Genomic DNA, 23,376 nt, shown 5'->3' on the forward strand with positions numbered 1-23,376 from the left:
CTTAGCAAATTAGATTTTCTTAGCTTTCAGCCGTCAGCCCTTCAAATTGTTTCCAATTATGCCATACGGGTGTGAGCTTACTGCTAATGCCGAGGTTCTTACCCAGCTCAGTCCAACGAGACGGAAAGTGAAAATCAGAGCCCGCCGATGCTAGTAACTGATGGGTTTGTGCAAGCTCATTAATAAGCTCTTGTTTGGTTTTATTGATACCTGGAAACGCAGTTTCAATGGCATCGCCACCGGCTTGTTCGAACAAGGCCACCAAACGCCGTAGCCACTTCGCTGTCATATCATAATGAGCAGGATGAGCCAGTACTGCTTGTCCACCTGCATCGTGTATCCACTCGATAGCCGTTTCGATACTTGGCCACTCTGCTTTAACTGCAGCTCGTTTGCCTTTGCCAAGATACTTCTTAAACGCGGCGTCCATACTTGGCACACCGTAGTTGTTTACTAATACGCGCGCAAAGTGCGCCCGTGTCACCTGGCCAACGCCCGCTAGCGCTTTTGCTCGCGTTAGAACACCTTCAAACCCACACTTTTCGAGCTTATCAGCAATTTTTTCAGCTCGGGCTTCTCGGGTTTGAGACTGGCCTTGCAGCCGCTCAAGAAACGTTGGGCAGTGTCTGTCCACATTTAATCCAACTATATGGATATCGAAACTGTGCCAAGTGGTGGAAATTTCAACACCATCAATAATGGTTAAAGCACGTTTTTGCTTCGATTGAGTGGCATGTGCTTCTTCCAAACCGGCTACGGTATCGTGGTCGGTAACGGCAAGCGCATCCACCTGCATGGTGTGTGCGCGAAGGATTAATTCTTCTGGCGTTAGGTGGCCATCAGAGAATTTTGTATGACTGTGTAGATCTATTTTCAATGTCTTATGCAAATTTTAGGTTGACACAAACGGCAATTTGTTTTCTTCTATACACACAAAGTATACGTACTAACCGCTTCAAATCCTATTGAAGTTTGGAAAAACAACGAGTAATTCATGCATTCATACAATATTTCAACAGCAATGACAGTTGCAGCTTGGTGGTGGCACTCCCTAACTTAACGGGCGGTGTGCACTGTAGTGCGTGAATGAATACACATAAAGGCCCGTTTATACGGGCCTTTTTTTTGTCTTTTTGCAGTTGGAGAGTAGCAAAAATGAGTTTAGCGGAACTGGGGATTTCTCCAGGTAAGGTAGAGACAATTGAGCAGGTGGGACACTATGTCGATGATCCACTTGCCGCGTTTGCCCACCTTTGTGGCAATAAAAATAACGCATTGCTTTTAGAGTCGGCAGAAATTGATTCTAAAGACGATTTACAAAGCTTGTTAATGGTTGACGCAGCACTGCGCATGGAATGCCGGGGCAATCGAGTTGAAGTGAAAGCACTGACAGGCAACGGCGCTTCAGTGTTACCTTTATTTGTTGACCACGCCCCTGACGGCCTACACGTCAAAGAAAGGACAGACACTTCAATTACGCTGGTGTGTGATGAAGCCGACGGTGAACTTGACGAGGACAGTCGCTTAAAGGCCGCAAGCGTAATGGACGCGCTTCGCATTGTTATCAATAAGATAACGCCAATCCGCCAACATCCCCACGCGGTTTTCTTAGGCGGTGTATTTGCCTACGACATGCTAGCAGGCTTTGAAAAATTACCCGATGTTGCAGAAGGTGAAAATGACTGTCCAGACTTTGTGTTTTACCTGGCAGAAACTTTAATTACCGTTGACCACCAAACCCGCGAAACTCATTTAATTGGCAGTGTTTTTAGCGGACAAGACGTTGCCCAGCAATACTTTGCCATTGCTCAGCGCTTAGAAGCAATTCATCAGCAGCTACACGATATGCCCGCTGAGCCTGTGCTAGTGAGCACAAATGGAGTGAAGATTTCTGATGTAGATAGTGAAGCACAAAGCGGACAGTCACTCGCTTCCGACTCAGAAAGCCCAAACGAAACCGAAAACGGACAGTCACTTTCTTCTTTTGACCCAAGCGTTGAAGTTAGCGTTGATTTAAGCGATGAACAGTTTTGTAATCATGTACTCGACTTAAAACAGCACATTTTAGCTGGCGACATTTTTCAGGTTGTGCCCTCGCGCACATTCTCTCTCCCCTGCCCGTCGCCGCTACTTGCTTACGCTAAACTTAAAGAATCAAACCCAAGCCCTTACATGTTTTACATGCAAGATGCCGCTTTCAGCATATTTGGCGCCTCTCCTGAATCAGCGCTTAAATACGAAAGAGAAAGTAATCAGGTAGAGATCTACCCGATTGCCGGTACCCGTCCACGTGGCAAGCGCCCTGATGGCAGTATCGACAGAGATTTAGACAGCCGTATTGAGCTTAACCTTCGCGAAGACACCAAAGAAAAGTCTGAGCACATTATGCTGGTTGACCTTGCCCGAAACGATGTTGCAAAAGTGAGTCGCCCAGGTACGCGCTATGTGAAAGACTTGCTAAAAGTTGACCGTTACTCTCACGTGATGCACTTGGTGTCACGCGTGGTTGGCCAGCTACGTGACGACTTAGATCCACTGCACGCTTATCAAGCCTGCATGAATATGGGCACTCTAGTTGGCGCACCAAAAGTAAGCGCAGCGACGTTAATTCGCGAAGTAGAGAAAAAACGCCGCGGCAGTTATGGCGGCGCGGTTGGCTACTTGAATGGTCAAGGCGATATGGACACTTGTATAGTCATTCGCTCAGCGTTTGTGAAAAACGGCACGGCTTATATTCAAGCGGGTGCAGGTGTAGTATATGACTCGGTTCCACAAGCTGAAGCTGATGAAACCCGCGCTAAGGCACAAGCGGTAATTGGTGCAGTAAAAGCAGCGCTACAAGAAGAAGCTGAAAGTATCAACGTTGCATTAAATGAAGGAGGCAACGCATGAATCAGCAAGTGACCACCCTATTTTTGCTCGACAATGTAGACTCATTTACCTACAACCTTGTGGACGAACTGCGCACCTTAAACCTAGACATTAAGGTCTATCGCAACACGGTTTCAGCAAATGCTCTGTTTGAAAGAATGCAGGAACAAGCAACGAAAGGCCCCGTGCTTCTTATGTTGTCACCAGGTCCAGGCGCACCAAGTGAAGCCGGCTGTATGCCTGAGCTACTTAAAAAAGTACACGGTGTGTTCCCCGTAATTGGTATTTGTTTAGGCCATCAAGCTATTGTTGAGCATTATGGCGGCACCGTAGGTCGCGCCAGCCAAGTTATGCACGGCAAGTCTTCTGCTATTACCCATTCTAAAGACGCCATGTTCAAAGGCTTACAGCAGCCCTTACATGTCGCACGCTACCACTCTTTAGTGGCACATTCATTGCCTGAAAACCTTACTGTTTGCGCATCTACAATAAACGATGACGGCAGTGAGGCCGTAATGGCAGTTTACAATAGCGAAGATCGCATGTTGGGTTTCCAATTTCACCCAGAATCTATTTTAACAGCCCACGGCAGTTTGCTGTTAAAGCAAAGTATTGACTATTTAACGTTACAGGGAGCGAACCATGCTTAACGCAGGCCCTCTACTAGAACAAATTATGTTGCGAGAATCATTGTCGCAAACCGAGGCATACAGCTTGTTTAACAGCATCATGCACGGTGAGCAAAGCGAGGTGATGATTGCTTCAGTGCTGACTGCGCTGAAAATGAAAAAAGAATCACCCAGCGAAATTGCGGGTGCGGCGAGTGCCATGGTTGCCAATGCACTGCCCTTTCCCACACCGTCTTATGAGTTTGCAGATATCGTTGGTACAGGCGGAGATGGCCACAACACCATTAATATTTCCAGTGCAGCCGGTGTAGTTGCCGCATCTTGTGGCGTGAAGGTGGCGAAACACGGTAATCGCAGTGTATCGAGTAAGTCTGGCTCTGCTGATTTGTTTCGACAGTTTGGTCTTAATTTAGAAATAAGCCCAGAAACTTCCCGCAAGTGCTTAGATGAAGCAAATTTCACATTTCTTTTTGCACCGGTTTATCACGCCGGTATGCGCCATGCAGCCCCCGTGCGCGCTGCGATGAAGACCAGAACCTTGTTTAATATACTGGGGCCGCTGGCAAACCCGGCGGGTCCAACTCACGGCGTTTTCGGCGTATACTCGCCTGAACTGCTTGAACCTTACGCAAAAACCCTTATGCTGCTTGGCCAACACCGCGCAATGATAGTGCATGGCGATGGCTTGGATGAACTGGCGCTTCACGGCGAATCAATGATTTACGACCTTGAGCATGGCGATATTCGCAAGCTTACCGTTACCGCCGAAGACTTCGGTTTACCTCATTATCCTCTTTCTGCGATTGAGGGCGGTGAACCTGAAGAAAACAGACAATTTGTTGAAGCAGCGCTAAACGGCGAAGGTAAAGAGGCGCACCGTGCCGCTATCGCCATGAACTGCGGGGCACTGTTGAAAGTAACCGGCAAAGCATCAACCTTCAAAGAAGGGGCTGAAATGGCGATGGACGCTATGGCCGAAGGGTTACCCATGCAGTTATTAACGAAGGTTGCCAAAATTACTCAGGAGGTAAGCACGAATGGCTAATGTGCTTGAGAAAATTGTTGCAGACAAACGAGAAGAAGTGGCCGCACGCAAAGAAGCACTGCCGCTAGAAAGCTTCAAGGCGAATCTAGCTCCTTCCGAAAAGAGTTTATTTGCCGCACTTAGTGAGCCAAACGCAGGCTTTATCTTTGAATGCAAAAAAGCATCGCCTTCAAAAGGCCTTATTCGAGAGCATTTCGATTTAGACGAGATCTTAGCCGCGTACACGCCTTATGCTGCCGGTATTTCTGTGCTGACAGACGAGAAGTACTTCCAAGGTAAATTTGAGTACTTAGCTTATGTTACTGAGCGTGTTGCTCAGCCTGTACTTAACAAAGATTTCTTCGTTGATACCTATCAAGTGTATCTAGCCCGTCACTATAATGCCGACGCAGTGCTATTAATGCTTAGTGTGCTAAATGATGACGAATATCGCGAGTTGGCAAGCGTTGCCAATGCTCTGTCATTAGACATTCTTACCGAAGTAAGTAATGAAGAAGAAATGGAGCGCGCTATTGCCCTTGAAGCCAACATCATTGGTATCAATAATCGCAACTTACGCGACCTTTCTACCGATTTAGCCACCACAGAACGCCTTGTGCCCATGCTTGAAAAAGCCACGCACGACTACGTGGTTATTTCAGAGTCGGGCATATACACACACCAAGACGTGCTTCGTTTAGCGCCTGTATCCCAAGGCTTTTTGGTGGGCAGTGCGTTAATGGCAGAGTCTGACCTACCGCGCGCTGTGAAAACGTTAGTGAATGGCGCAGTTAAAGTGTGCGGACTTACCACCCCCGAACAAGCGCAAATGGCGTTTGATAAAGGCGCTAGCTTTGGCGGGCTTATCTTCGCTGAAAAATCGCCACGCTGTGTGAGCGAAGCACAGGCTTTGACTATAACGCAGAGCGTTGACGGTGCTTTTGTTGGTGTGTTCGTTAATCACGACATTGATGAAGTGGCATCACTCGCCGCCTCGCTCAACCTTTTTGCCGTGCAGCTTCACGGCAGCGAAGATGACACCTACATTTCAGCGCTTGCTGCCAAGCTTCCAGAAGGTTGTGAAATTTGGAAAGTCGAAGGTGTTAAAGCAACCTCTTCTGACGCACTACCAGACGCAGTGGACAGACACTTAAAAAATAGCCTTGTAAGCCGTGTTCTTCTGGATTGCCAAGTGGGTGATGCCAAAGGCGGTACGGGCGAAGCGTTCAACTGGCAGCTATTAAACGATATCGAAGCGAAGCATAAGTTAGTGCTTGCTGGCGGTATTAACGCCCAGAATGTTGCAGAAGCTATTGCAACCGGCTGTGGTGCTATTGATGTGAATTCAGGCGTAGAAACCGCACCCGGCGTGAAAAGCGAAGAAAAACTCGACGCGCTTTTTGCCATTTGCCGCCGTTACTAATTTAAATACAGGACAACGTAATGAACCAGTTAGATACAAAATTTGGTGAATTTGGTGGCATGTACGTGCCCGAGCTACTTATTCCAGCACTAGACCAACTGGAAAAAGCATTTTTGGATGCCAAGGACGACCCGACATTTAACGAAGAGTTTTTATCTCTGTTAAAAGACTATGCGGGTCGCCCAACATCAATGACGTTAACTCGCAATCTGGTAAGTAACCCAAAGGTGAAGTTATACCTAAAGCGTGAAGACTTACTACACGGTGGCGCTCACAAAACTAACCAGGTGTTAGGCCAAGCGCTACTTACCAAGCGCATGGGTAAAAAAGAAGTTATTGCCGAAACAGGCGCAGGCCAACACGGTGTTGCAACCGCGTTAGCATGTGCATTATTGGGGCTTAAAGCACGTATTTATATGGGTGCGAAAGACGTTGAGCGTCAAGCGCCAAACGTGTTCCGAATGAAGCTTATGGGCGCAGAGGTTATTCCTGTAAATGCCGGTTCTGGTACGCTTAAAGATGCCGTAAACGAAGCCATGCGCGACTGGTCGGCAAACTATGATAAAGCCCACTATTTGTTAGGCACAGCCGCGGGCCCACACCCGTTCCCGACTATTGTTCGTGAATATCACCGTATGATTGGTGAAGAAACTCGTGCACAAATCATGGAAAAAGAAGGTCGCTTACCTGACGCCGTAGTAGCATGTGTGGGCGGAGGCTCAAATGCTATCGGTATGTTTGCAGACTTTATTGATGAGCCATCTGTACGCCTAGTTGGCGTTGAGCCTGCGGGTAAAGGTGTTCACACCAAAGAGCACGGCGCAACTATCGTGACGGGTACAAAAGGTATTCTTCACGGCGCTTACACCTTCATCATGCAAGACAAAGAAGGCCAGATTGAAGAGAGCTACTCAGTATCTGCTGGTCTCGACTACCCTGCTGTTGGCCCTCAGCATGCCTATCTTCACGACATTGGACGAGCGGAATACGTGGCCGCTACCGACGAAGAAGCGCTGAACGCATTCCAATTGCTTGCAAGAAAAGAAGGTATTATTCCTGCCCTTGAATCGTCGCATGCCTTAGCGCACGCGCTCAATATGGCAGATGAAGCGGAAGAAGAAACCATCATCGTAGTTAACTTATCAGGTCGTGGCGACAAAGATTTAGCGCACGTTATCAACATTTTAGGGGACGATTTATAATGGATAGATATGCACAAATGTTTGCCGGGCTTGATAAAAAGAACCAAGGCGCTTTCGTACCTTTCGTAATGGTGGGTGACCCCGATTTAGCGCAATCTGAAGCCATTATTTGCCAGCTAGTAGAAAGCGGTGCTGACGCACTTGAGTTAGGTATACCTTACTCTGACCCCATCGCTGATGGCCCCACGATTCAAGCTTCTGCTATTCGCGCATTAAATAACAAGGTGACGGTAGCAGATTGCTTGGGTGTTATTTCACGTGTTCGCGCAAAATATCCTAATGTGCCTATCGGCTTGCTTCTGTACAGCAACTTAGTAATGGCCCAAGGCATCGAAAATTTTTACAATAAAGCGCAAGAGGCAGGCGTTGACTCAATTTTGGTCGCTGACGTTCCTATTCGCGAAGCAGCACCTTTTCAAAAAGCAGCCGAAGCCACCAGCATTTCTCAGATTTTGATTGCACCACCTAATGCTACCGATGAAACCATGGAAAAAATTGGGGAATACTCGAAAGGTTACACGTATTTGCTGGGTCGTGCGGGCGTTACTGGCGCAGAAACTGCCGCAAACGTGCCTGCTTCAGAGCTTATTGAGCGCTTGAACAAACACAAAGCAGCACCAGCATTGTTAGGCTTTGGTATTTCTACACCGGAACAGGTTAAATCTGCTATTGACGCAGGTGCCGCTGGCGCAATTTCAGGCTCGGCGACAGTGAATATTATCGCAGCCAATTTATCGGACAGTCACAAAATGCTAAGCGAGCTCGGCAGCTTTGTTGAAAACATGAAAGCAGCTACGGCAAAAGGATAAACGCATGCTATATATGATTTGTGCAACCGATGTGGCGGACAGTCTAGAAAAACGCCTAGCGGCGCGACCTGCTCACCTTGAACGTTTGAATGCATTAAAAGATGCGGGCCGTTTAGTTATGGCAGGCCCCTTCCCTGCTGTAGATAGCCCAGATCCTGGCCCAGCCGGATTTACTGGTTCACTAGTAGTCGCAGAGTTTGATTCACTAGAAGCTGCTCAAGCATGGGCAGAAGCCGACCCGTACATCGAAGCTGGTGTTTACGAAAGTGTTGTAGTTAAACCTTACAAAAAGGTTTTGCCTTAGTTTTTAGCTAAACGCTAAGTAGCAAACTGCGATAAATAACGAAAGCCCCTTGAGACCGAAAAGTTCCGGTTTAAGGGGCTTTTTTGTTGCTTCAACAGTAACAAAGCTAACACTTATTCATTAAACTAGTGTGGACAGACACTTAGTAATCAGCCAACAATCGCAATAAACAATCCCTTGTGGACAGACACTCGCTCCTCTGAGTAAGTGTCCCAGCGCCTCAAAACTTCGTCATAAAATTGGCCCATTATACTGCGTTTAAAGATCGACCTTTTCGTGTTCACCCATCTCTTCTGGCTTTACGGTTTTACCAGTAAGCATTTTAAACATGCCTTTGAGCGAAGGGTCTGCATCCCACACTTCTGCATCTATAAGTTCGAAGCGAAGCATTAATAAAGAAGGATCATCTTTACCTTTCTCGAACCATGCTTCTACTGGATTAGACCAGTATTTATCAATCACCTCTTTACGTGATTCAACAGTGAGATTGCCTCGGATACAAGCAAATACATCATGACCTTTGGATGCAAAATGAACCATGGCTTTTCCACCTTTAGCAATGCGGTTGTCTCGACTAGTGTAAAACCAAAACTCGCTATCAGCGTCTTTATCAAGTTGGGCGTACATAGGCTCGGCATGCATATCCTCGCCTACCAGACTTACCATTACTTTTGGACTATCTGACATTGCTTTCCACATTGTTTTCTTAATATCGCTAGACATAGCTCCTCCTTGTTAAAAATAAGTGTCTGTCCGACGTTACTATTGAATGGAGTAGTTGAACTAAACGCCTTATTTTCATTTTATTGATTCATCTGAAGCTTATGCCTCGCACGTGGCATGCCAAAAAAGTCAATATCATCCCGCTCAGCTGCCAAAAGAGTTATTGAGAAACGTAAGCTCTTCACTACACACTAGTTAGGTACAGCTTTGGACACACACTCATACATCCATATGAGCGTTGTGAACTAATTTACAAAAACCGTGGACAGTGATTCGTTTGCGCAATAAACATTGGTCCCCCTTAATAACAATCAACAAAGTGGACAGACACTTTTTCAAAGTAGGAGTAAAGATTACTCAATATGACTTACTAACGAGAGCACTTAAATATATGCGTCACTTTGAAGCTTAGAAATAGGGTTGTGGACAGACACTCTCATTTTGACTTGTGGCCTCATAGCAATTAAGTGTCTGTCCACAATATTTGCTCTTTCGTAAATGCCATTTACTCAAGGCTTATATACAGCTTTTGCTCCGCAAGGTAGACTAAACCCAGTTCAGAATCGGTTCAGTTAACCAAGTTATACTTATCTGTAGTTTGGCCTGAGTGGGATAATAATTGTGAGGTTGTATGAAATTATCGCTTCGTGTTGCAGTAGTTTGTTTAGTGTTAGCTTTGTCTAACACAGCGCCAGCTTTGGCGTTTCAAGACTCTGGCGGCGATATATCAAAAAGCGAAGCTGCTGAGCGTGCTCGCGTTGCTGTAAATGGACGCGTCTTAAAAGTTGAACAGACCTCAAAAAACTACCGGGTAAAAGTACTTAAAAAGTCAGGGCGAGTAGTATCAGTAGACGTAGACAAACGCTCAGGCAAGGTAAAAACAAATAAAGATAAGGATTAACATGCGTATCCTCGTAGCCGAAGACGATAGCAGATTATTAACCCAACTTGATGCGCTCCTTCAGCAAAATGGCTATAGCGTAGACCTCGCAGATAATGGTGAGCACGCGCTTTTTCTCATTAAAGAATATAGCTATGACTTGGCTATCGTCGACATCGGCATGCCAAAGCTAGACGGATTTGAGGTTATACGAAAAGCCCGTCAAGCTGATATTTCCTGCCCTATACTCATTTTAACTGCTAGAGATAGGTGGCAAGAGAAAGTGGAAGGCCTTGATGCCGGAGCCGATGACTACCTCACCAAACCCTTTCATAACGAAGAGTTACTTGCTCGAACAAAAGCACTAATTCGACGAGCTTCTGGACAAGCGAACCCAACCATTCAGTTCGGCCCTATCTCGCTGGATACCGTTAGTGAAGAACTATCGTTAAACGGTCAAGCTTTGGATCTAACAGCTTACGAATACAAAGTCATGGAGTACCTTATGCTTAACCCGCAAAAGGTCATCTCAAAAACAGAGCTAACCGAGCACATTTATGACCAAGATTTCGATTTAGATAGTAATGTAATAGAGGTTTTCGTGGGAAGACTGCGGAAAAAGCTGGACCCAACCGGTGAGTTAAAGCCAATCGAAACCCTTCGAGGTAGAGGCTATAGGATAAATAGAAGTTTATGAGGCAATTGTCGCTACGTCTTCGGAGTACCTTTCTAGCGATTGTTCTTCTAGCGTTATTTGCGCCCTTTACTGTTGTCATTTTAGACGAGGCATATACTGATAGCCTTACGCAAGCCAAGATGAGTGAGCTTAGGTTGATGAACTTAGGTCTGTTGTCGGCTTTCGAGTTAGATGGCGACCTGCCCTATATGCCTGAAATTTTATACGAAGAGCAGTTAAACCTTCCGGGATCAGGTTATCTTGGCGTGATTGTGTTTCGAGACGAAGTAATTTGGCAGTCAGCCTCAGCTCTTGAATATACCTTTGCACCACCTGAGATAGACGTTGCAGTCGGTAACGAGTTATTTTTGGATTCTCATATACCTAAGTTTGAAGAAGATTCCGAGTTTTTTGTATACGCCTTTACTGCGGAATTTGCTTCAAGTAGAGACTTCGAGCCTGTTCGGTTTTATATATTTAACAATAAAGCACTTTTTGAAGCAGAGCGGAATACGTTCTTAGACACGACGTGGCAGTGGATTTTCACGCTCTGTATAGCGCTTCTATTTTTTATTATTATCGGGATTAGCCTAGTACTTCTTCCTGTTAGGAAGTTAATTGACGAAATTTCACAAGCCTCAAGTGGACATAAACGCCAGTTAGAATCACGCTATCCAGTTGAATTCGATTCCTTAAAGCAATCCATTAATGGTTTGCTTCAAACTGAGGCCGCCCAAAGGGAGAGATATAAAAACAGTTTAGGAGACTTAGCACATAGTTTGAAAACGCCTTTGGCAGTAGCATCGGGCACTAGCGATTTACCTACTGAGGTAAACGAAGCATTACAGCAAATTGACCGAATCATTAAGCGCCAGCTAAAAAGAGCGAGTGCTGGAAAATCTGGCTGGCAACAAGCTATCTATATATTACCCATTTTGCACAAGCTTGCCGATGCAATGGACAAGGTCTACCAAGATAAAGCCCTTACCATTGAGTTTGAACTGGATGAGGATACTCAGTTTAAAGGAGACGAGACCGACTTCATGGAACTATGTGGCAACCTTCTAGACAATGCATGTAAAGCTGCGACCAATAGAATTATCGTATCAGCGTCGAAGCGTGCTGGTTGGCTAACAATTAAAGTAGAAGACGACGGCCCTGGTATTCCTGACGACAAAAAGGTGCTTTTGTTAGAGCGAGGAACTCGACTTGATACCTATACAGAAGGCCACGGAATAGGCATGGCGTTGGCGGCCGATTTAGTTTCAATCTACGAAGGTAGAATGCTCATCGAGGACAGTTCGCTTGGCGGCGCTCGTATCGTTATTCAATTTCCCAATCACGAATAGTGCTTTAAAAAGTACAACGAAGTTTGTGTATGACCGTTAAATCCTTGAGCTTTCAATTGCTCAAGTATGAAAGTGGACAGACACATTCTCAATTGACTGTTTAGCTAGAGACCAATGAGAGATTTTTTTAAATCGATTGAGTGTCTGTCCACTATCGACTTTCACAAACAAGTGTCTGTCCACTTTCTACTTACACTAAGTTACGACGCAGACTTCTCACCTTCACTCGATAACAGCACCGCAAGCCACTTGCTCTCCTCGCGAGACTCTAGAGCTATCTTTACCACCATGGTTAACGGAACTGATAGCAACATTCCAACGGTGCCTAGCAGCCACCCCCAAAATATTAACGAAAGGAATACCACGAGCGTAGAGAGCCCCATGCCCTTACCCATCAATCGAGGTTCCACCATATTACCCATGATGGTATTAACAAGCACAAAGCCAAGCGCTGCGAAACCTGCTGAGGCAGGCCCAAGTTGAACAAAGGCTATCAACACTGCGGGCACAGCAGCGATAATTGAGCCAATGTTAGGAATAAAGTTGAGCATGAAAGCCAACACAGCCCAAAGCATGAAATGATCTACTCCCATCACATACAGCCAAATACCAATAATCAGACCTGTTCCTAAACTGACCACAGTTTTTATCGCTAAGTAACTGTTCACAGAACGAATAAATCTGTCGATATGCTTTAGTTTCATTCCTGGATCGGCAAGGGCAATATGCAACCGGCGTGGAATACTGTCTGCTTCAAAAAGCATGAAAATGACAGTAAGAAGAATAAGGAAAAGGTTTGAAAGTACGCCGCCCATTCCGCTGATGAAATTTGTTGCTACAGACATAGCCGTTGCTGGATCAAGGTGCGAAGCGATTAACTCTCTATTGATGTGAATATTAAATTCAGCCAATTTGGACACAACCCAGGCAAACTCTGTATCAAGCTTACTTCTGTATTCTGGCAGATTTTCTCGAAACTCGGTCATAGACTGGCCAACTAAGCCAGCTAAAAGAAAACCAAAAACAACGATAAGCAGTATAACAAAAGTTATAGAGAGCCATTTAGGCACGCCAAATTTCGAAGTCCAACGTATTATTGGGCTACACGCGATCGCTATAAAAATAGAGAGAAAAAACGGTACCATGATCGTACTGGCGGCTTTAATACCAGCCATTACCACTACTAAACATGCTAAAACGATTAGAATTTTTGCTGTTGGCGAGCGTAGTTCCATTGACATTTTGTGCTACATTCCTGACTGAAACGACAACACTTTACAACGACTTATAAACAACTACAAACAAGAGACTTCAATGAACTTTAATCTTGCCACTATTAAAATTAAAAACCTAAGACTACGCACATACATTGGCATCAATGAAGATGAAATAAAAAACAAGCAGGACGTTGTTGTTAACGTGAAAATTGATTACGACGCTGAAAAAGCGACGAACACCGACGATATGAGTGATGCGCTCAACTATAAAACGATTACAAAGGCAATCATCAAGCTTGTAGAAGACAACCGTTTTTCTCTTCTGGAAAAACTTACCGCCGATGTGCTAAGCATTGCCGCAGAACATTCTTCGGTGCGCTACGCTGAGGTTGAGGTCGATAAGCCACATGCCCTTAGATTTTCTGATTCCGTGTCCCTGACACTATCTTGCAATAAGACGGGATAAGGTCATACCTCGAGGAGCTAATTGTGAACATTCTTTTGACCGGTGGAACAGGGCTGATAGGAAGCGAATTTATTCGTCAATATTCTCGAGAACATGAATTTACGGTGACTTCTCGCGACTTTACAAAAGCAAAGAGCAAATTGGGGGATAACGTCAAAATCGTCGAGAACGTTTCTTCGATAGAAAATTTTGAAAGTTTCGACGCAGTAATTAATTTAGCTGGTGAGCCTATCGCCGATAAGCGCTGGACAGACACTCAAAAGAAAATAATTTGCAATAGCCGCTGGGACATCACTTCTGAGCTAGTCTCAAAAATAAATAGTTGTGATGCGCCTCCGCCTGTTTTCTTATCGGGCTCCGCGATTGGTTACTACGGCAATCAAGGAGACAAGCTTGTAACTGAAGAAACTCCTCCTCATAACGAGTTCACCCATGAACTGTGCGCTAAATGGGAGACTATTGCCCAAAGTGTAGATCAAACTAAGACACGTGTCGTAACGCTTCGAACTGGTGTAGTTCTCGCCGAAAAAGGCGGTGCGTTAGGGAAAATGGCTCTACCGTTTAAACTGGGGGCCGGAGGTACACTTGGGAGTGGTAGTCAGTATTTGGCCTGGATCCACTTACAAGATATGGTGCGTGCTATCTCCTTCTTGATCGAGAATAGTGCATGTTCTGGTGCATTTAACTTAACGGCACCGGAGCCTGTCACGAACAAGGTGTTCTCTAAAGCGCTCGCAAAATCACTTAACCGACCTTGCCTGTTCAATGTCCCGGGCTTTGTTATGAAAGTAGCAATGGGCGAATCGTCGACGATGATACTTGAGGGGCAAAGAGTCATTCCTCAAAAGCTTACTACCGCCGGCTTCAGTTTTGACTTCCCTTCTATCGACGAGGCGCTAAGAGAAATATATCGCGCATAGTTGAATTACTGAAATTCGTTATGTGCCTTGTGGACAGTCACTTGAATTGCTAAGCAAGTGTGTGTCCACATTTATTGCACAACATTATCGCGAGGCACTTTGCTTAGTCACAAACCTCAAAAACTTCTATCCACTCTCAAACCAGAGTACTTTTTAAACTCTTCGCGAAAACCATTCTTTAGTAATTAGTGAACTTTGCTGTGAAATGCACAGTGAACAGACACTCATTTGAATTGAGTAACTGTCCACTGCCCTTAATCTAAACGGCACTTAACCGAGTGTCTGTCCGTTTAGTATTAAAGCGCATTTTAAACTAACGCGAGAATGCCTAAACCATATTCCGCAGCATCTGACTGGTATTAAGTGTAAGCAAACGCCAGCATCCAAACGCACCTAATATGCCTACAACGACAGCGCCAACGCTTGGCGCTATTGCCCAGTATTCTGGGTGTAAGCTTGCTTCCATTTGGAATACAGAGGTTTGAAGTAAATAAAGGCTCAACTCATTGGCCATTGCTGCCATAAAGCCTGCTACTACACCAATGATAACAAACTCAAAAATAACACTTTTTCTTATCAACGCCCCCTTTGCACCGAGCGTTCGAAGTATGGCTATTTCCTGTCTGCGTTCATCCATGCTCGCCTGTACTTGAGCAATTAATACTAAACTGCCCGCTAACAACACCAGTACCAAAATAAACTCAACAGCAACAGACACTTGATCCACAATCTCTCGCAACTGATTAATTCGAGCATCAACGTCGAACATAGTTATTGATGCAAACGGCTTAAGTAGGTTGGTTAACTCAGCCTTTCTCTCGGTAGGAAGGTAAAAACTAGTAATATAAGTTGGGCTAAATGCAGCCATCGCCTCGGGGTGAATGACGAAGAAGAAGTTGGGCTGCATGGTTTGCCAATTCACCGTACGGATACTGGTTACTTTCGTTTCGACAATCTCGCTGCCCACATTAAAAGTAAGCCGATCGCCCATTTTAATGTTCAACCTTTCTGCAACGCCTTCTTCAACGGAGACCGGGAACCATCCTTCGCTGTATTGTTTATCCTCATCGCCATGCCAGTTCCCGTCAATGACCTCGTTTTCTTTTTGAAGCGCGTTGCTCCAAGTTAGGTTTGCTTCTCTGCCTAAACCTCTTCGGCCTTCTCGATTCGGCTCATCTTCTTTAGAAACCTCGGTGTTTACCCCTTCTCCATTTACCGAAACAAATCGGCCTCGAATGACAGGATAAAACTCTTCAATTTTTACGCCATTGTCAGCGAAGTGTCTGTCCAACTCGGGTTGAATATCCGGCGTAATGTTAATTAAGAAGTAATTCGGTGTCCCTTCGGGCAGTTGCGAGCGCCATTGCGAAACCATATCGTTGCGCATTACTAGCACCACTAGAAGCAGCATAATGGTGACGGAAAAGCTAATAAGCTGCACGCTGTTGTCCATTGCACGTCGCTTAATACGTGCCCATGCCAACTGCCACGCCCCCATCCTTCCACTGCCCAACTTGCGTCCCACAGCAATCAAGATGTACGTAGCGCCAAGCAGTCCAAGAACCAGTGCAGCGCCAGAAACGAAAAGAATTGCGCTAATTTTTAAATCTCGACTATACATCCACATCAGTAAGAATATTGCGCCACCGGAAGCCACGAACTGAATGCTTCTGGAACGTAAATTCGCCGATATGTCCTTTCTTAATACGCGAAGCGGGGGAACTGAAAAAAGCTGCAAAAGCGGATATAAGGAAAAAAGCAATGCACACGTAGCGCCTGTAGCAACGGCGATTAAAAGCGGCCGCCAATGCCACACGTCAAGAGATACATCCACTCTGTCCGCTACAAGTGAAACCACCACTTGCTGACCAATAAAACCTATAACGAGGCCAATAAAAATACCAAGCCCAGTGATAAATAAAATTTGGAACAAATAGACTTTTCGAATGGTGCTGCTTGTTGCCCCCAAGGTCTTCATTATTGCTACGGGATCAAAGTGACGTTGAGCATAACGCTGAGCAGCAACGGCAATGGAAACGGCCGCTAATACTATTGCCAACAAACTCGCTAACAGAAAATAGCGCTCAGCACTTGCGACAGAACGCCCTATCGCTGACTCGTCATCTTCGACTGTACGCCACGAGTGTAAGTCGTCATTTAATTGGGGCAATAACCAAGTATTGAAACTGTCTATATCACCCGCATCACCGGCAAAAAAGCCCACATAACGAGCGCGACTCCCTGGCCCAGTTATCGCAGTTTTCTCCAAGTCATCTAAGTTAATCAGCGCAATAGGGTCAGTATTAAACACGCTAAAGCCAGCATCGGGAATATCTACCAACACACGGGTAACGGTAAAAGTGCCGTCGCCAATATCGATACTATCGCCAATAGAAAGCCCCAAGCTCTGAAAAAGCCGAGACTGTACCCATGCTTCGCCAGATTGTGGTAACCCTGCGGTAGCACGTTTTTCCCCGAACGGCTGGTCAGTAATATTGACTGTCCCTTTCAGTGGATAAGCGTCATTCACGGCTCGTAAATCAACAAGCGACATCTCGTCGCCTTTAAATACCATTGAACGTGTTGCCACCTGCTTTGCCGTCGCAAGGCCCTCTTCTTGGGCTCTAGCTAACCACTCCTCGTTTATAGGGTCATCTGAACGAAGTTGCGCATCTGCTGCAATGAATGCTGCAGAACGAGCCTTTAGTGCGCCCTGTAAACGCTCACTGAAGAGTGACAGCGACAAAACGGCTGCCACAGATAGCACAATGGCCAGCAATATGATGGTCAGTTCACCACGTCTAGCCTCATGCTTGAAAAGCCGCCAAGCTAAATTAAAAGACGTCGACATCTAAACCGCCTCTTTCTTATTCATTGTGTTCGCGCCAGTTGTTTCAACTAATTCGCCAGCATTCATAGTGAGTTGCCTGTCACAATGTTCCGCAAGCTCGTTATCATGAGTTACGAGTACGAGAGTTGTGCCTTTTTCTCTATTCATCTCGAACAACAGCGCTTCGATTTTTTCACTATTTTTGGCGTCTAGGTTGCCGGTAGGCTCATCGGCGAAAAGTATTTTGGGAGAGGTAATAAATGCTCGCGCTATGGCAACGCGCTGTTGCTCGCCCCCCGACAACTGATTAGGAAAGTGATGTGCGCGATGTTTCAATCCGACTTGCTCTAGAATATCCAAAGCTAGTGCCTTTGGGTTATCAAGCCCTGCAATTTCTGCCGGTAGCATCACATTTTCTAACGCTGTTAAGCTTTGAACTAACATAAAGCTTTGAAAAATGAAGCCTACTTTATTTCCTCTTAAAATCGCGCGATCTTCTTCAGTCATGCTGTGAAGTGCTTCGCCATCTAAGAAAATTTCCCCTTCTGTAACTTGGTCAAGTCCAGCTAACAAGCCCAAAAGGGTTGACTTACCCGAGCCTGACGCGCCAATAATGGCAATGGACTCACCAGACTTGACTTCAAAAGAAATAGGACGAAGGATCTGCAGTGAACCTTCACTCGTATCCACTACTTTGGTTACAGCATTAGCTTTTATCATAAGAGGTCATCAATTCGTGTTTGTTAAATTTCGTTATTTGTACGCTTTTTTACTTATTCTTTTAATACCCTTTCAAGCGCTATCAGATCAAGCCGAGCAGAGCGACACAAGCGAAAATGCGGTTTTACTTATCTTAGGTGACAGTTTATCCGCGGCTTATGGATTACAGCAACATGAGGGTTGGGTCAGTTTGTTACAAAAGATGTGGCAAGACGACAACATTCCGATTGATATTGTAAATGCTGCGGTAAGCGGAGAGACTACTGACGGCGGTTTAGCGCGATTTCCCCGTTTATTAGAGCAACACAACCCTACCCATGTATTGATTGAACTGGGCGGTAATGACGGCCTTCAGGGCCATAATATCGGTAAGATTAGGGATAATTTAGATTCACTGGTAAGTGTTGCGAAAGAGAGTAAAGCCGTAGTGTTTCTGCAAGAAATGCAAATTCCTTCTAATTATGGCAAGCGCTATACGCAGATGTTTACTCAAAACTTCAATAAAGTCGCGGAAGCTCAGGACGTTCAAAAAATTCCATTTTTCCTTGAAGAAATAGCGCTAAATAAGGACTTAATGCAAAACGATGGTATTCATCCCAATGCTGAGGCACAGCCTTTGATCGCTAATTTTATGGACAGACACTTAAGAAGTTTAATTCTTAGCGCTCAATAATTGTGCTAATCTTATCAAGTGATTTTTTAAATGCGAGGTTTGTTTATGGACGTTTCTTCTGTTAATTCGTCTCCTGTTTCCACTGTCTTAGAATCGCCACAGCGACCTACTCAACAGGTTGAGCCCCGTAATGTGCAAGAAAGTCGCGAGACTCAGCCCCAGAGCACACAGCAGACCTCAAGCGCTAACGATGGGCGTGTGGGTTCTAGGGTTGACGTGTTTGTATAACTTGCCCTTTAAATTAAATTGTTAGGGACAGACACTCGTTGGTACTTTTGCTTAGTCCTCTTGCTAGTAGAGGCGGCTTTGCAATAAGGAAATTAGAAAGGACAGAAACCCGGCGAATAAGGGTGTCTGTCCTTTTTCTTTTGGGTCAAATAGACTTAACGATTGACGTCTATCCGTTATGAAATTCGAGTGTCTGTCCACGATTGCCAGTTCTGAGATTTGATCGAAAGAGCACTCATGAAAAATAACCGTCCCTAAAACTGTCCCAAAGACCACTTAAAATTGACGCCGTAAATCTCATAATGTCAATAAATAACTATGGGATACGGATATGCCTCTACCTCGTTACAAGCAAATAAATACTGATGTTACACCTTATTACCACTGCATTTCTCGCTGCGTGAGGCAATCTTACCTTTGTGGTCGCGATGCCCGCACTGGCATAAACTATGAGCATAGAAGAAAGTGGATTCAAGACAGGCTTCATAAGCTTTCTCAAGCTTTTGCCATCGACCTATGCGCCTACGCTGTTATGCACAATCACATTCATGTGGTATTACATATAGCAAAAGGCAGAGCTGAAGGCTGGACGATGGATGAGGTCTTGCTTCGGTGGAGGATGTTTTATAAATGCCCGCCCGTAGTGCAGCGATATTTAGAAAACTTTGATTCTGTAACGTCAGAAGAACTTGCTGAATTGAAATCATTATCTGTTTTATATCGAGAGCGACTTCAAAGCATCAGCTGGTTTATGCGTATGCTCAATGAATATATTGCTCGAAGAGCTAACAAAGAAGATGAATGTAAGGGCTATTTCTGGGAAAGAAGGTTTAGGTCACAAGCTATACTCGATGAGAAAGCACTGGCCAGTGTAATGGCTTACGTCGATTTAAATCCCATTCGAGCAAAAATAGCGACGACGCTAAGCAACTCTCACCATACTAGTATCCAATATCGGTTGAATGCCAAACGCTCGAATAAAACGCCTAAGTTTTTGATGCCCTTTAGCGATAGTCACCACAAGAACACAGTGCCGTTGCCCTTCGCATTTACCGATTATTTGCAGCTTATCACTGATACGATGAATGCAGAGAGTAATACCAATACCTGCAAAGTCCCAAAGCTTCCCAACCGCTTGCTAAGTAAGCTTGGAATGACAAAAGAGAACTGGCAGCTAGTAACTAGTAATTTTGAAACACTTTTTACTGGGCCTGTCGGTTGCCCCGAGATGATGGAGAATTTCGCCAAATGCTGCCAAAGAGCATGTCGTCCAAATGTTGCAAATGCCCAAAGGTATCTGTCGTGAACCTCTAACGCCATTGCAAAAGTACTTGGCTAAATATCGGCTTGGCGTGCAAGCACATCAACAATGTCCTGAGATTTCGTTAGGCGCCTTATGTCGTTGAACAGAACTTCAGCTTCAGGGTATTGTCTTTTCAGATAGCCGCACCATTGCTTAATTCGGTTGGGGTAATATTTGCCCTTATCACCAAAAATTTCGTAGCCAGAGTACTGAATCAGCAAAGCAGCCAGTTCAGACCATGGCATAGGTGCTATACCCTCTTTAATACTCAGCGCCAAATTAGGCATTGCCAATGCACCTCGTCCAATCATAAGGTTAGTACACTCTGATTGGCTCTGACATCGCTTAGCGTCTTCAGCGTTCCAAATTTCACCATTTGCAACAAGTGGAATATCGGTGTATTGCTTGATCTTCGCTATCCAGTCCCAATAAGCCGGTGGTTTATATCCCTCCGTTTTGGTCCGCGCATGAACAACGAGCTCAGAAGCGCCCGCTTCAGTGATAGCTATAGCATTCTCGATAGCTAAAGATTTGTCTTCAAAACCTAGTCTGATTTTGGCTGAAACTGGGATTTCTGCAGGAACAGCATCCCTTACAGTTTTCACAATGTCATAAAGGGTTTGGGTTTCTTTCAACAAAACCGCCCCACCCTTACTTTTATTAACTGTTTTGGCAGGGCAACCAAAATTTAGGTCAACACCAGGAGAGCCCAGCTCTATCGCTGTTTGTGCATTCTCTGCAAGCCACTGTGGATGTTGTCCTAATAATTGAACTCGGACAGGCACACCTGCCGGAGTTTTGCCGCCATTATGAAGCTCAGGACAAAGTCTATAAAACGTTTTCTTTGGTAATTTTTGATCGACCACTCTTACAAATTCAGTAACACACTGATCGAAACCACCCACGCGAGTGAGCATATCTCTCATTAAGTGGTCGACAACGCCCTCCATAGGGGCAAGCATTACTTTCATTGCAAACGTCTCAGATTAATAGAACATAAAATTGGCGCGGGAGTTTAGCAAAAAGCACTTATATCAGCCAGGCTTTGATGCTTAGTTTTTCAACTTCTGTGACTGTCTATTTAAGGTGCATTTAAGGTGGTTTTAAATTGCAGCTATTTAAATTTAGTAAGTGTCTGTCCGCTAGACACTTTAATTCATGTGGGAGTGATGCAGGCTTCTAATTCTATACGAATAGAAAAACTTGTGTGTCTGTCCGTTTGTAGAGAAATTTTGATAGAAATCCGCACTTAGCCTATTTACGAGGCTGTAACTGGGTAGCGGCTTCCTTTTCTAAATTTTCAAGGCGAGTGAATACGGCCTTCTTTTGATTATCGGTGTATGTCCGCCAATTAATGATTTCTTCAATCGTACGTTTACACCCAATGCAAATGTCTTCTTCGGTTAATTTGCACAAGGCTACACATGGGGAAATTAAGTTCATAAAGCTTCTGTTTTATCCAGACCGTCTTTTTTACTCTGTACTCGCGAAGCTGCGATAGCTGCCATTGTAGTTTCTGATAGCTCTTTATTGGACCACAAACAGACATGACAACCAAAGCGCGATTCAAGATATGAGGAAAACTCAGTGTCTGTCCCACAGTCATACCTCACTAAATTTTGCTTTTTACCGTCGTAAATAACCGCAGAATAAGTAAACACAAAGAGCCTCCTAAAAAAGAGGCTCAAATATACATCTAGACGTCTAAACGTTCAAGCGTCTAATTTAAATAATCGAGTGCAGCGCAAATTGCGGCCACCTGAGCATCATTGCAATTTTCGGGTGTCGCATTATCGCTATCGGGATAAACTTCTGTAGTTGTGACGTACTTAGCATCTGTCATACCTCCACAAAGGTACAACGACTTCTTGTCATAGCAAATTACACCTTCACTCACCACATCTGCACCTATAATCTTTCCGTTTTCATCGGCCGGTGCGATATGCGTTACTTTTTTCACAGCCTCAATAACTGCTTTTTGAAACTCTATTTGGGGGCTTGGAGTATTAGCAACCGTATAGAAACCATCTGGAATGTTCCAGTTATCATGGGTCACCCCATCCCGCGCAGCCAGTGCTGGTCTAAACTCACTATTGTCCGTGTCTGTCGTTTCGTGCAAATCAATATGAAGCGTAAGAGATAACGCTAAATCAGATACTAATTGCATAAGCTGAGCAGACTCTGGTGCAGGAGAATCACTGTAAAACGAGCGATTCGGATCTAATGCCATTGGGTTCCATCGATTTATCGACTCGTATCCCCAGGGACTTACACATGGCACCACAACTATATTTACTTGCTCTGCGTACTGAGCCAACTTTGTTTCAATAAATTGAAGCGCTCCTTGCACACCACTAGTTTCGTAGCCGTGAACACCGCCTGTAACGAGTGCAGACGGCTTTTCAGCGTCAAAACTCTTGGGAATTACAGCATATAGTGGGTAACGCGCTGTATCATAAGGAAGTGCGCCATACTGCTTTAACTCAAAGCCTTCAGGGATAATGTTGAAGAGTTTATTAAGTACTTCTTCCTGATAACTTCTTTTCACAGTCTGCTGTGCTTTCCATTGGGCTTTTTCTTTTTCGCCCCACGGCTCACCAGGAGTTCCAATTGGATAATTCTGCATATAACACCTCTTTTGTACTTTTTAGATCATAACAGTTCAACAAGCTCACGTATCTATCACACAAAAGTTTCTTAAAGGGTTGTGACATGAGTTCTTTACGCATTGAACCTCTGAAAAGTACTTGCGCAAAGGTGTTGACGCCTCTTTTGTAAGAATTGCAAATTCCGATGAAAATGATCGGTGTATGTCTAGGTAGATGGTTTAAAGAGGGAAAGAAGAGTGTCTGTCCACTGAAACTTTCTTAAGATGGCTTTGCATCTATTTGCTTACAGATTTAATTGCAGTGTCTGTCCACAAAGTTTTAAGCCAGAAACAAAAAAACCAGCCGAATGGCTGGTTTTTTCGATATGGCGTCCCCTAGGGGATTCGAACCCCTGTTACCGCCGTGAAAGGGCGGTGTCCTAGGCCTCTAGACGAAGGGGACTGAAAATTTTCTTTCGAAAGCAACGCTTTCGAGATTTTCAGTAAGGCGAAGTGAGTCAGCAAACTGAGCGACCTTACCC

23 protein-coding genes and 1 tRNA gene are annotated in these 23,376 nt (G+C 44.9%); 14 read left to right on the plus strand and 10 right to left on the minus strand.

Annotated elements, in window-relative coordinates; genetic code table 11:
• Positions 1–19 precede the first annotated feature (19 nt).
• The gene (locus ACFI6J_RS14730) at positions 20–877 is read right to left on the minus strand and encodes a PHP domain-containing protein (RefSeq protein WP_187446823.1); all 858 of its coding nucleotides are present in this window, start codon (positions 875–877) and stop codon (positions 20–22) included.
• Positions 878–1,155: 278 nt separating this feature from the next.
• Here ACFI6J_RS14730 and ACFI6J_RS14735 point away from each other — a divergent pair, with 278 nt between their 5' ends.
• The 7 genes from ACFI6J_RS14735 to ACFI6J_RS14765 are packed head-to-tail and all read left to right on the plus strand — an operon-like array spanning position 1,156 to position 8,262.
• A complete protein-coding gene (locus ACFI6J_RS14735; protein ID WP_348670712.1) occupies positions 1,156–2,892 on the plus strand; it encodes an anthranilate synthase component 1 in 1,737 nt (578 codons plus the stop codon).
• Positions 2,889–3,521 carry an aminodeoxychorismate/anthranilate synthase component II gene (locus ACFI6J_RS14740; protein WP_283626357.1) on the plus strand — a complete coding sequence of 211 codons (633 nt, stop codon included), beginning with the start codon at positions 2,889–2,891 and terminating at the stop codon, positions 3,519–3,521. The genes ACFI6J_RS14735 and ACFI6J_RS14740 overlap by 4 nt, the downstream gene beginning before the upstream one ends.
• On the plus strand, positions 3,514–4,545 hold the full coding sequence (trpD, locus tag ACFI6J_RS14745) for an anthranilate phosphoribosyltransferase (RefSeq protein ID WP_342317464.1): 1,032 nt from the start codon (positions 3,514–3,516) through the stop codon (positions 4,543–4,545). Before ACFI6J_RS14740 ends, trpD begins: the two co-directional genes overlap by 8 nt.
• Entirely contained in the window at positions 4,538–5,947 is a 1,410-nt protein-coding gene (trpCF, locus tag ACFI6J_RS14750; protein WP_342317463.1) for a bifunctional indole-3-glycerol-phosphate synthase TrpC/phosphoribosylanthranilate isomerase TrpF, read from the plus strand. Before trpD ends, trpCF begins: the two co-directional genes overlap by 8 nt.
• Positions 5,948–5,967: 20 nt before the next feature.
• Positions 5,968–7,149, plus strand: coding sequence for a tryptophan synthase subunit beta (gene trpB / locus ACFI6J_RS14755; protein WP_014976090.1), 1,182 nt, complete (start codon positions 5,968–5,970; stop codon positions 7,147–7,149).
• Positions 7,149–7,958 (plus strand): tryptophan synthase subunit alpha, encoded by an 810-nt coding sequence (gene trpA / locus ACFI6J_RS14760; RefSeq protein WP_348670711.1) that lies wholly within the window; start codon positions 7,149–7,151, stop codon positions 7,956–7,958. The genes trpB and trpA overlap by 1 nt, the downstream gene beginning before the upstream one ends.
• Positions 7,959–7,962: 4 nt before the next feature.
• Positions 7,963–8,262, plus strand: coding sequence for a YciI family protein (locus ACFI6J_RS14765; protein WP_025254698.1), 300 nt, complete (start codon positions 7,963–7,965; stop codon positions 8,260–8,262).
• A 258-nt stretch (positions 8,263–8,520) separates the two neighbouring features.
• Here the strand turns inward: ACFI6J_RS14765 and ACFI6J_RS14770 are convergent, their stop codons facing one another.
• A complete protein-coding gene (locus ACFI6J_RS14770; protein ID WP_039230397.1) occupies positions 8,521–8,985 on the minus strand; it encodes a pyridoxamine 5'-phosphate oxidase family protein in 465 nt (154 codons plus the stop codon).
• A gap of 631 nt (positions 8,986–9,616) precedes the next feature.
• On the opposite strand from ACFI6J_RS14770, the gene ACFI6J_RS14775 reads away from it, so the two are divergent.
• The 3 genes from ACFI6J_RS14775 to ACFI6J_RS14785 are packed head-to-tail and all read left to right on the plus strand — an operon-like array spanning position 9,617 to position 11,890.
• Positions 9,617–9,886, plus strand: a complete 270-nt coding sequence (locus tag ACFI6J_RS14775; RefSeq protein WP_014948937.1) for a PepSY domain-containing protein — start codon at positions 9,617–9,619, stop codon at positions 9,884–9,886.
• A 1-nt stretch (position 9,887) separates the two neighbouring features.
• Entirely contained in the window at positions 9,888–10,562 is a 675-nt protein-coding gene (locus tag ACFI6J_RS14780) for a response regulator transcription factor (RefSeq protein ID WP_014948936.1), read from the plus strand.
• Entirely contained in the window at positions 10,559–11,890 is a 1,332-nt protein-coding gene (locus ACFI6J_RS14785) for an ATP-binding protein (protein WP_014976085.1), read from the plus strand. The genes ACFI6J_RS14780 and ACFI6J_RS14785 overlap by 4 nt, the downstream gene beginning before the upstream one ends.
• Before the next feature lie 200 nt (positions 11,891–12,090).
• Here the strand turns inward: ACFI6J_RS14785 and ACFI6J_RS14790 are convergent, their stop codons facing one another.
• Positions 12,091–13,131, minus strand: coding sequence for an AI-2E family transporter (locus tag ACFI6J_RS14790; RefSeq protein ID WP_014948934.1), 1,041 nt, complete (start codon positions 13,129–13,131; stop codon positions 12,091–12,093).
• A 73-nt stretch (positions 13,132–13,204) separates the two neighbouring features.
• On the opposite strand from ACFI6J_RS14790, the gene folX reads away from it, so the two are divergent.
• Entirely contained in the window at positions 13,205–13,573 is a 369-nt protein-coding gene (gene folX, locus ACFI6J_RS14795) for a dihydroneopterin triphosphate 2'-epimerase (protein ID WP_012517852.1), read from the plus strand.
• Between the two features lie 23 nt (positions 13,574–13,596).
• The gene (locus ACFI6J_RS14800; RefSeq protein WP_156078148.1) at positions 13,597–14,493 is read left to right on the plus strand and encodes a TIGR01777 family oxidoreductase; all 897 of its coding nucleotides are present in this window, start codon (positions 13,597–13,599) and stop codon (positions 14,491–14,493) included.
• A gap of 328 nt (positions 14,494–14,821) precedes the next feature.
• Here the strand turns inward: ACFI6J_RS14800 and ACFI6J_RS14805 are convergent, their stop codons facing one another.
• Both ACFI6J_RS14805 and ACFI6J_RS14810 read right to left on the minus strand, forming a co-directional pair.
• On the minus strand, positions 14,822–17,344 hold the full coding sequence (locus ACFI6J_RS14805) for an ABC transporter permease (RefSeq protein ID WP_283633280.1): 2,523 nt from the start codon (positions 17,342–17,344) through the stop codon (positions 14,822–14,824).
• Positions 17,345–18,043, minus strand: coding sequence for an ABC transporter ATP-binding protein (locus ACFI6J_RS14810; RefSeq protein ID WP_061485322.1), 699 nt, complete (start codon positions 18,041–18,043; stop codon positions 17,345–17,347).
• 16 nt (positions 18,044–18,059) lie between these two features.
• On the opposite strand from ACFI6J_RS14810, the gene ACFI6J_RS14815 reads away from it, so the two are divergent.
• A complete protein-coding gene (locus ACFI6J_RS14815; RefSeq protein ID WP_014976079.1) occupies positions 18,060–18,716 on the plus strand; it encodes an arylesterase in 657 nt (218 codons plus the stop codon).
• Between the two features lie 559 nt (positions 18,717–19,275).
• Complete coding sequence (locus tag ACFI6J_RS14820; protein ID WP_156078146.1) at positions 19,276–20,250, plus strand: transposase; 975 nt, start codon at positions 19,276–19,278, stop codon at positions 20,248–20,250.
• Between the two features lie 29 nt (positions 20,251–20,279).
• On the opposite strand, the gene ACFI6J_RS14825 is transcribed toward ACFI6J_RS14820, so the two are convergent.
• The 5 genes from ACFI6J_RS14825 to ACFI6J_RS14845 all read right to left on the minus strand — a co-directional run bounded on the left by ACFI6J_RS14825 (position 20,280) and on the right by ACFI6J_RS14845 (position 23,297).
• Positions 20,280–21,218: a tRNA-dihydrouridine synthase gene (locus ACFI6J_RS14825; protein WP_348670710.1), complete on the minus strand. Its 939-nt coding sequence runs from the start codon at positions 21,216–21,218 to the stop codon at positions 20,280–20,282.
• 283 nt (positions 21,219–21,501) lie between these two features.
• Complete coding sequence (locus ACFI6J_RS14830; protein ID WP_039230420.1) at positions 21,502–21,690, minus strand: DUF1289 domain-containing protein; 189 nt, start codon at positions 21,688–21,690, stop codon at positions 21,502–21,504.
• Positions 21,687–21,908, minus strand: a complete 222-nt coding sequence (locus tag ACFI6J_RS14835) for a hypothetical protein (protein WP_014948926.1) — start codon at positions 21,906–21,908, stop codon at positions 21,687–21,689. The genes ACFI6J_RS14830 and ACFI6J_RS14835 overlap by 4 nt, the downstream gene beginning before the upstream one ends.
• A 59-nt stretch (positions 21,909–21,967) precedes the next feature.
• Positions 21,968–22,873, minus strand: coding sequence for a M14 family metallopeptidase (locus ACFI6J_RS14840; RefSeq protein ID WP_014976076.1), 906 nt, complete (start codon positions 22,871–22,873; stop codon positions 21,968–21,970).
• A 348-nt stretch (positions 22,874–23,221) separates the two neighbouring features.
• Positions 23,222–23,297: transfer RNA gene (locus ACFI6J_RS14845), tRNA-Glu, on the minus strand.
• Between the last annotated feature and the right edge of the window lie 79 nt (positions 23,298–23,376).

It is taken from the genome of Alteromonas sp. G4i13 (assembly GCF_054960505.1).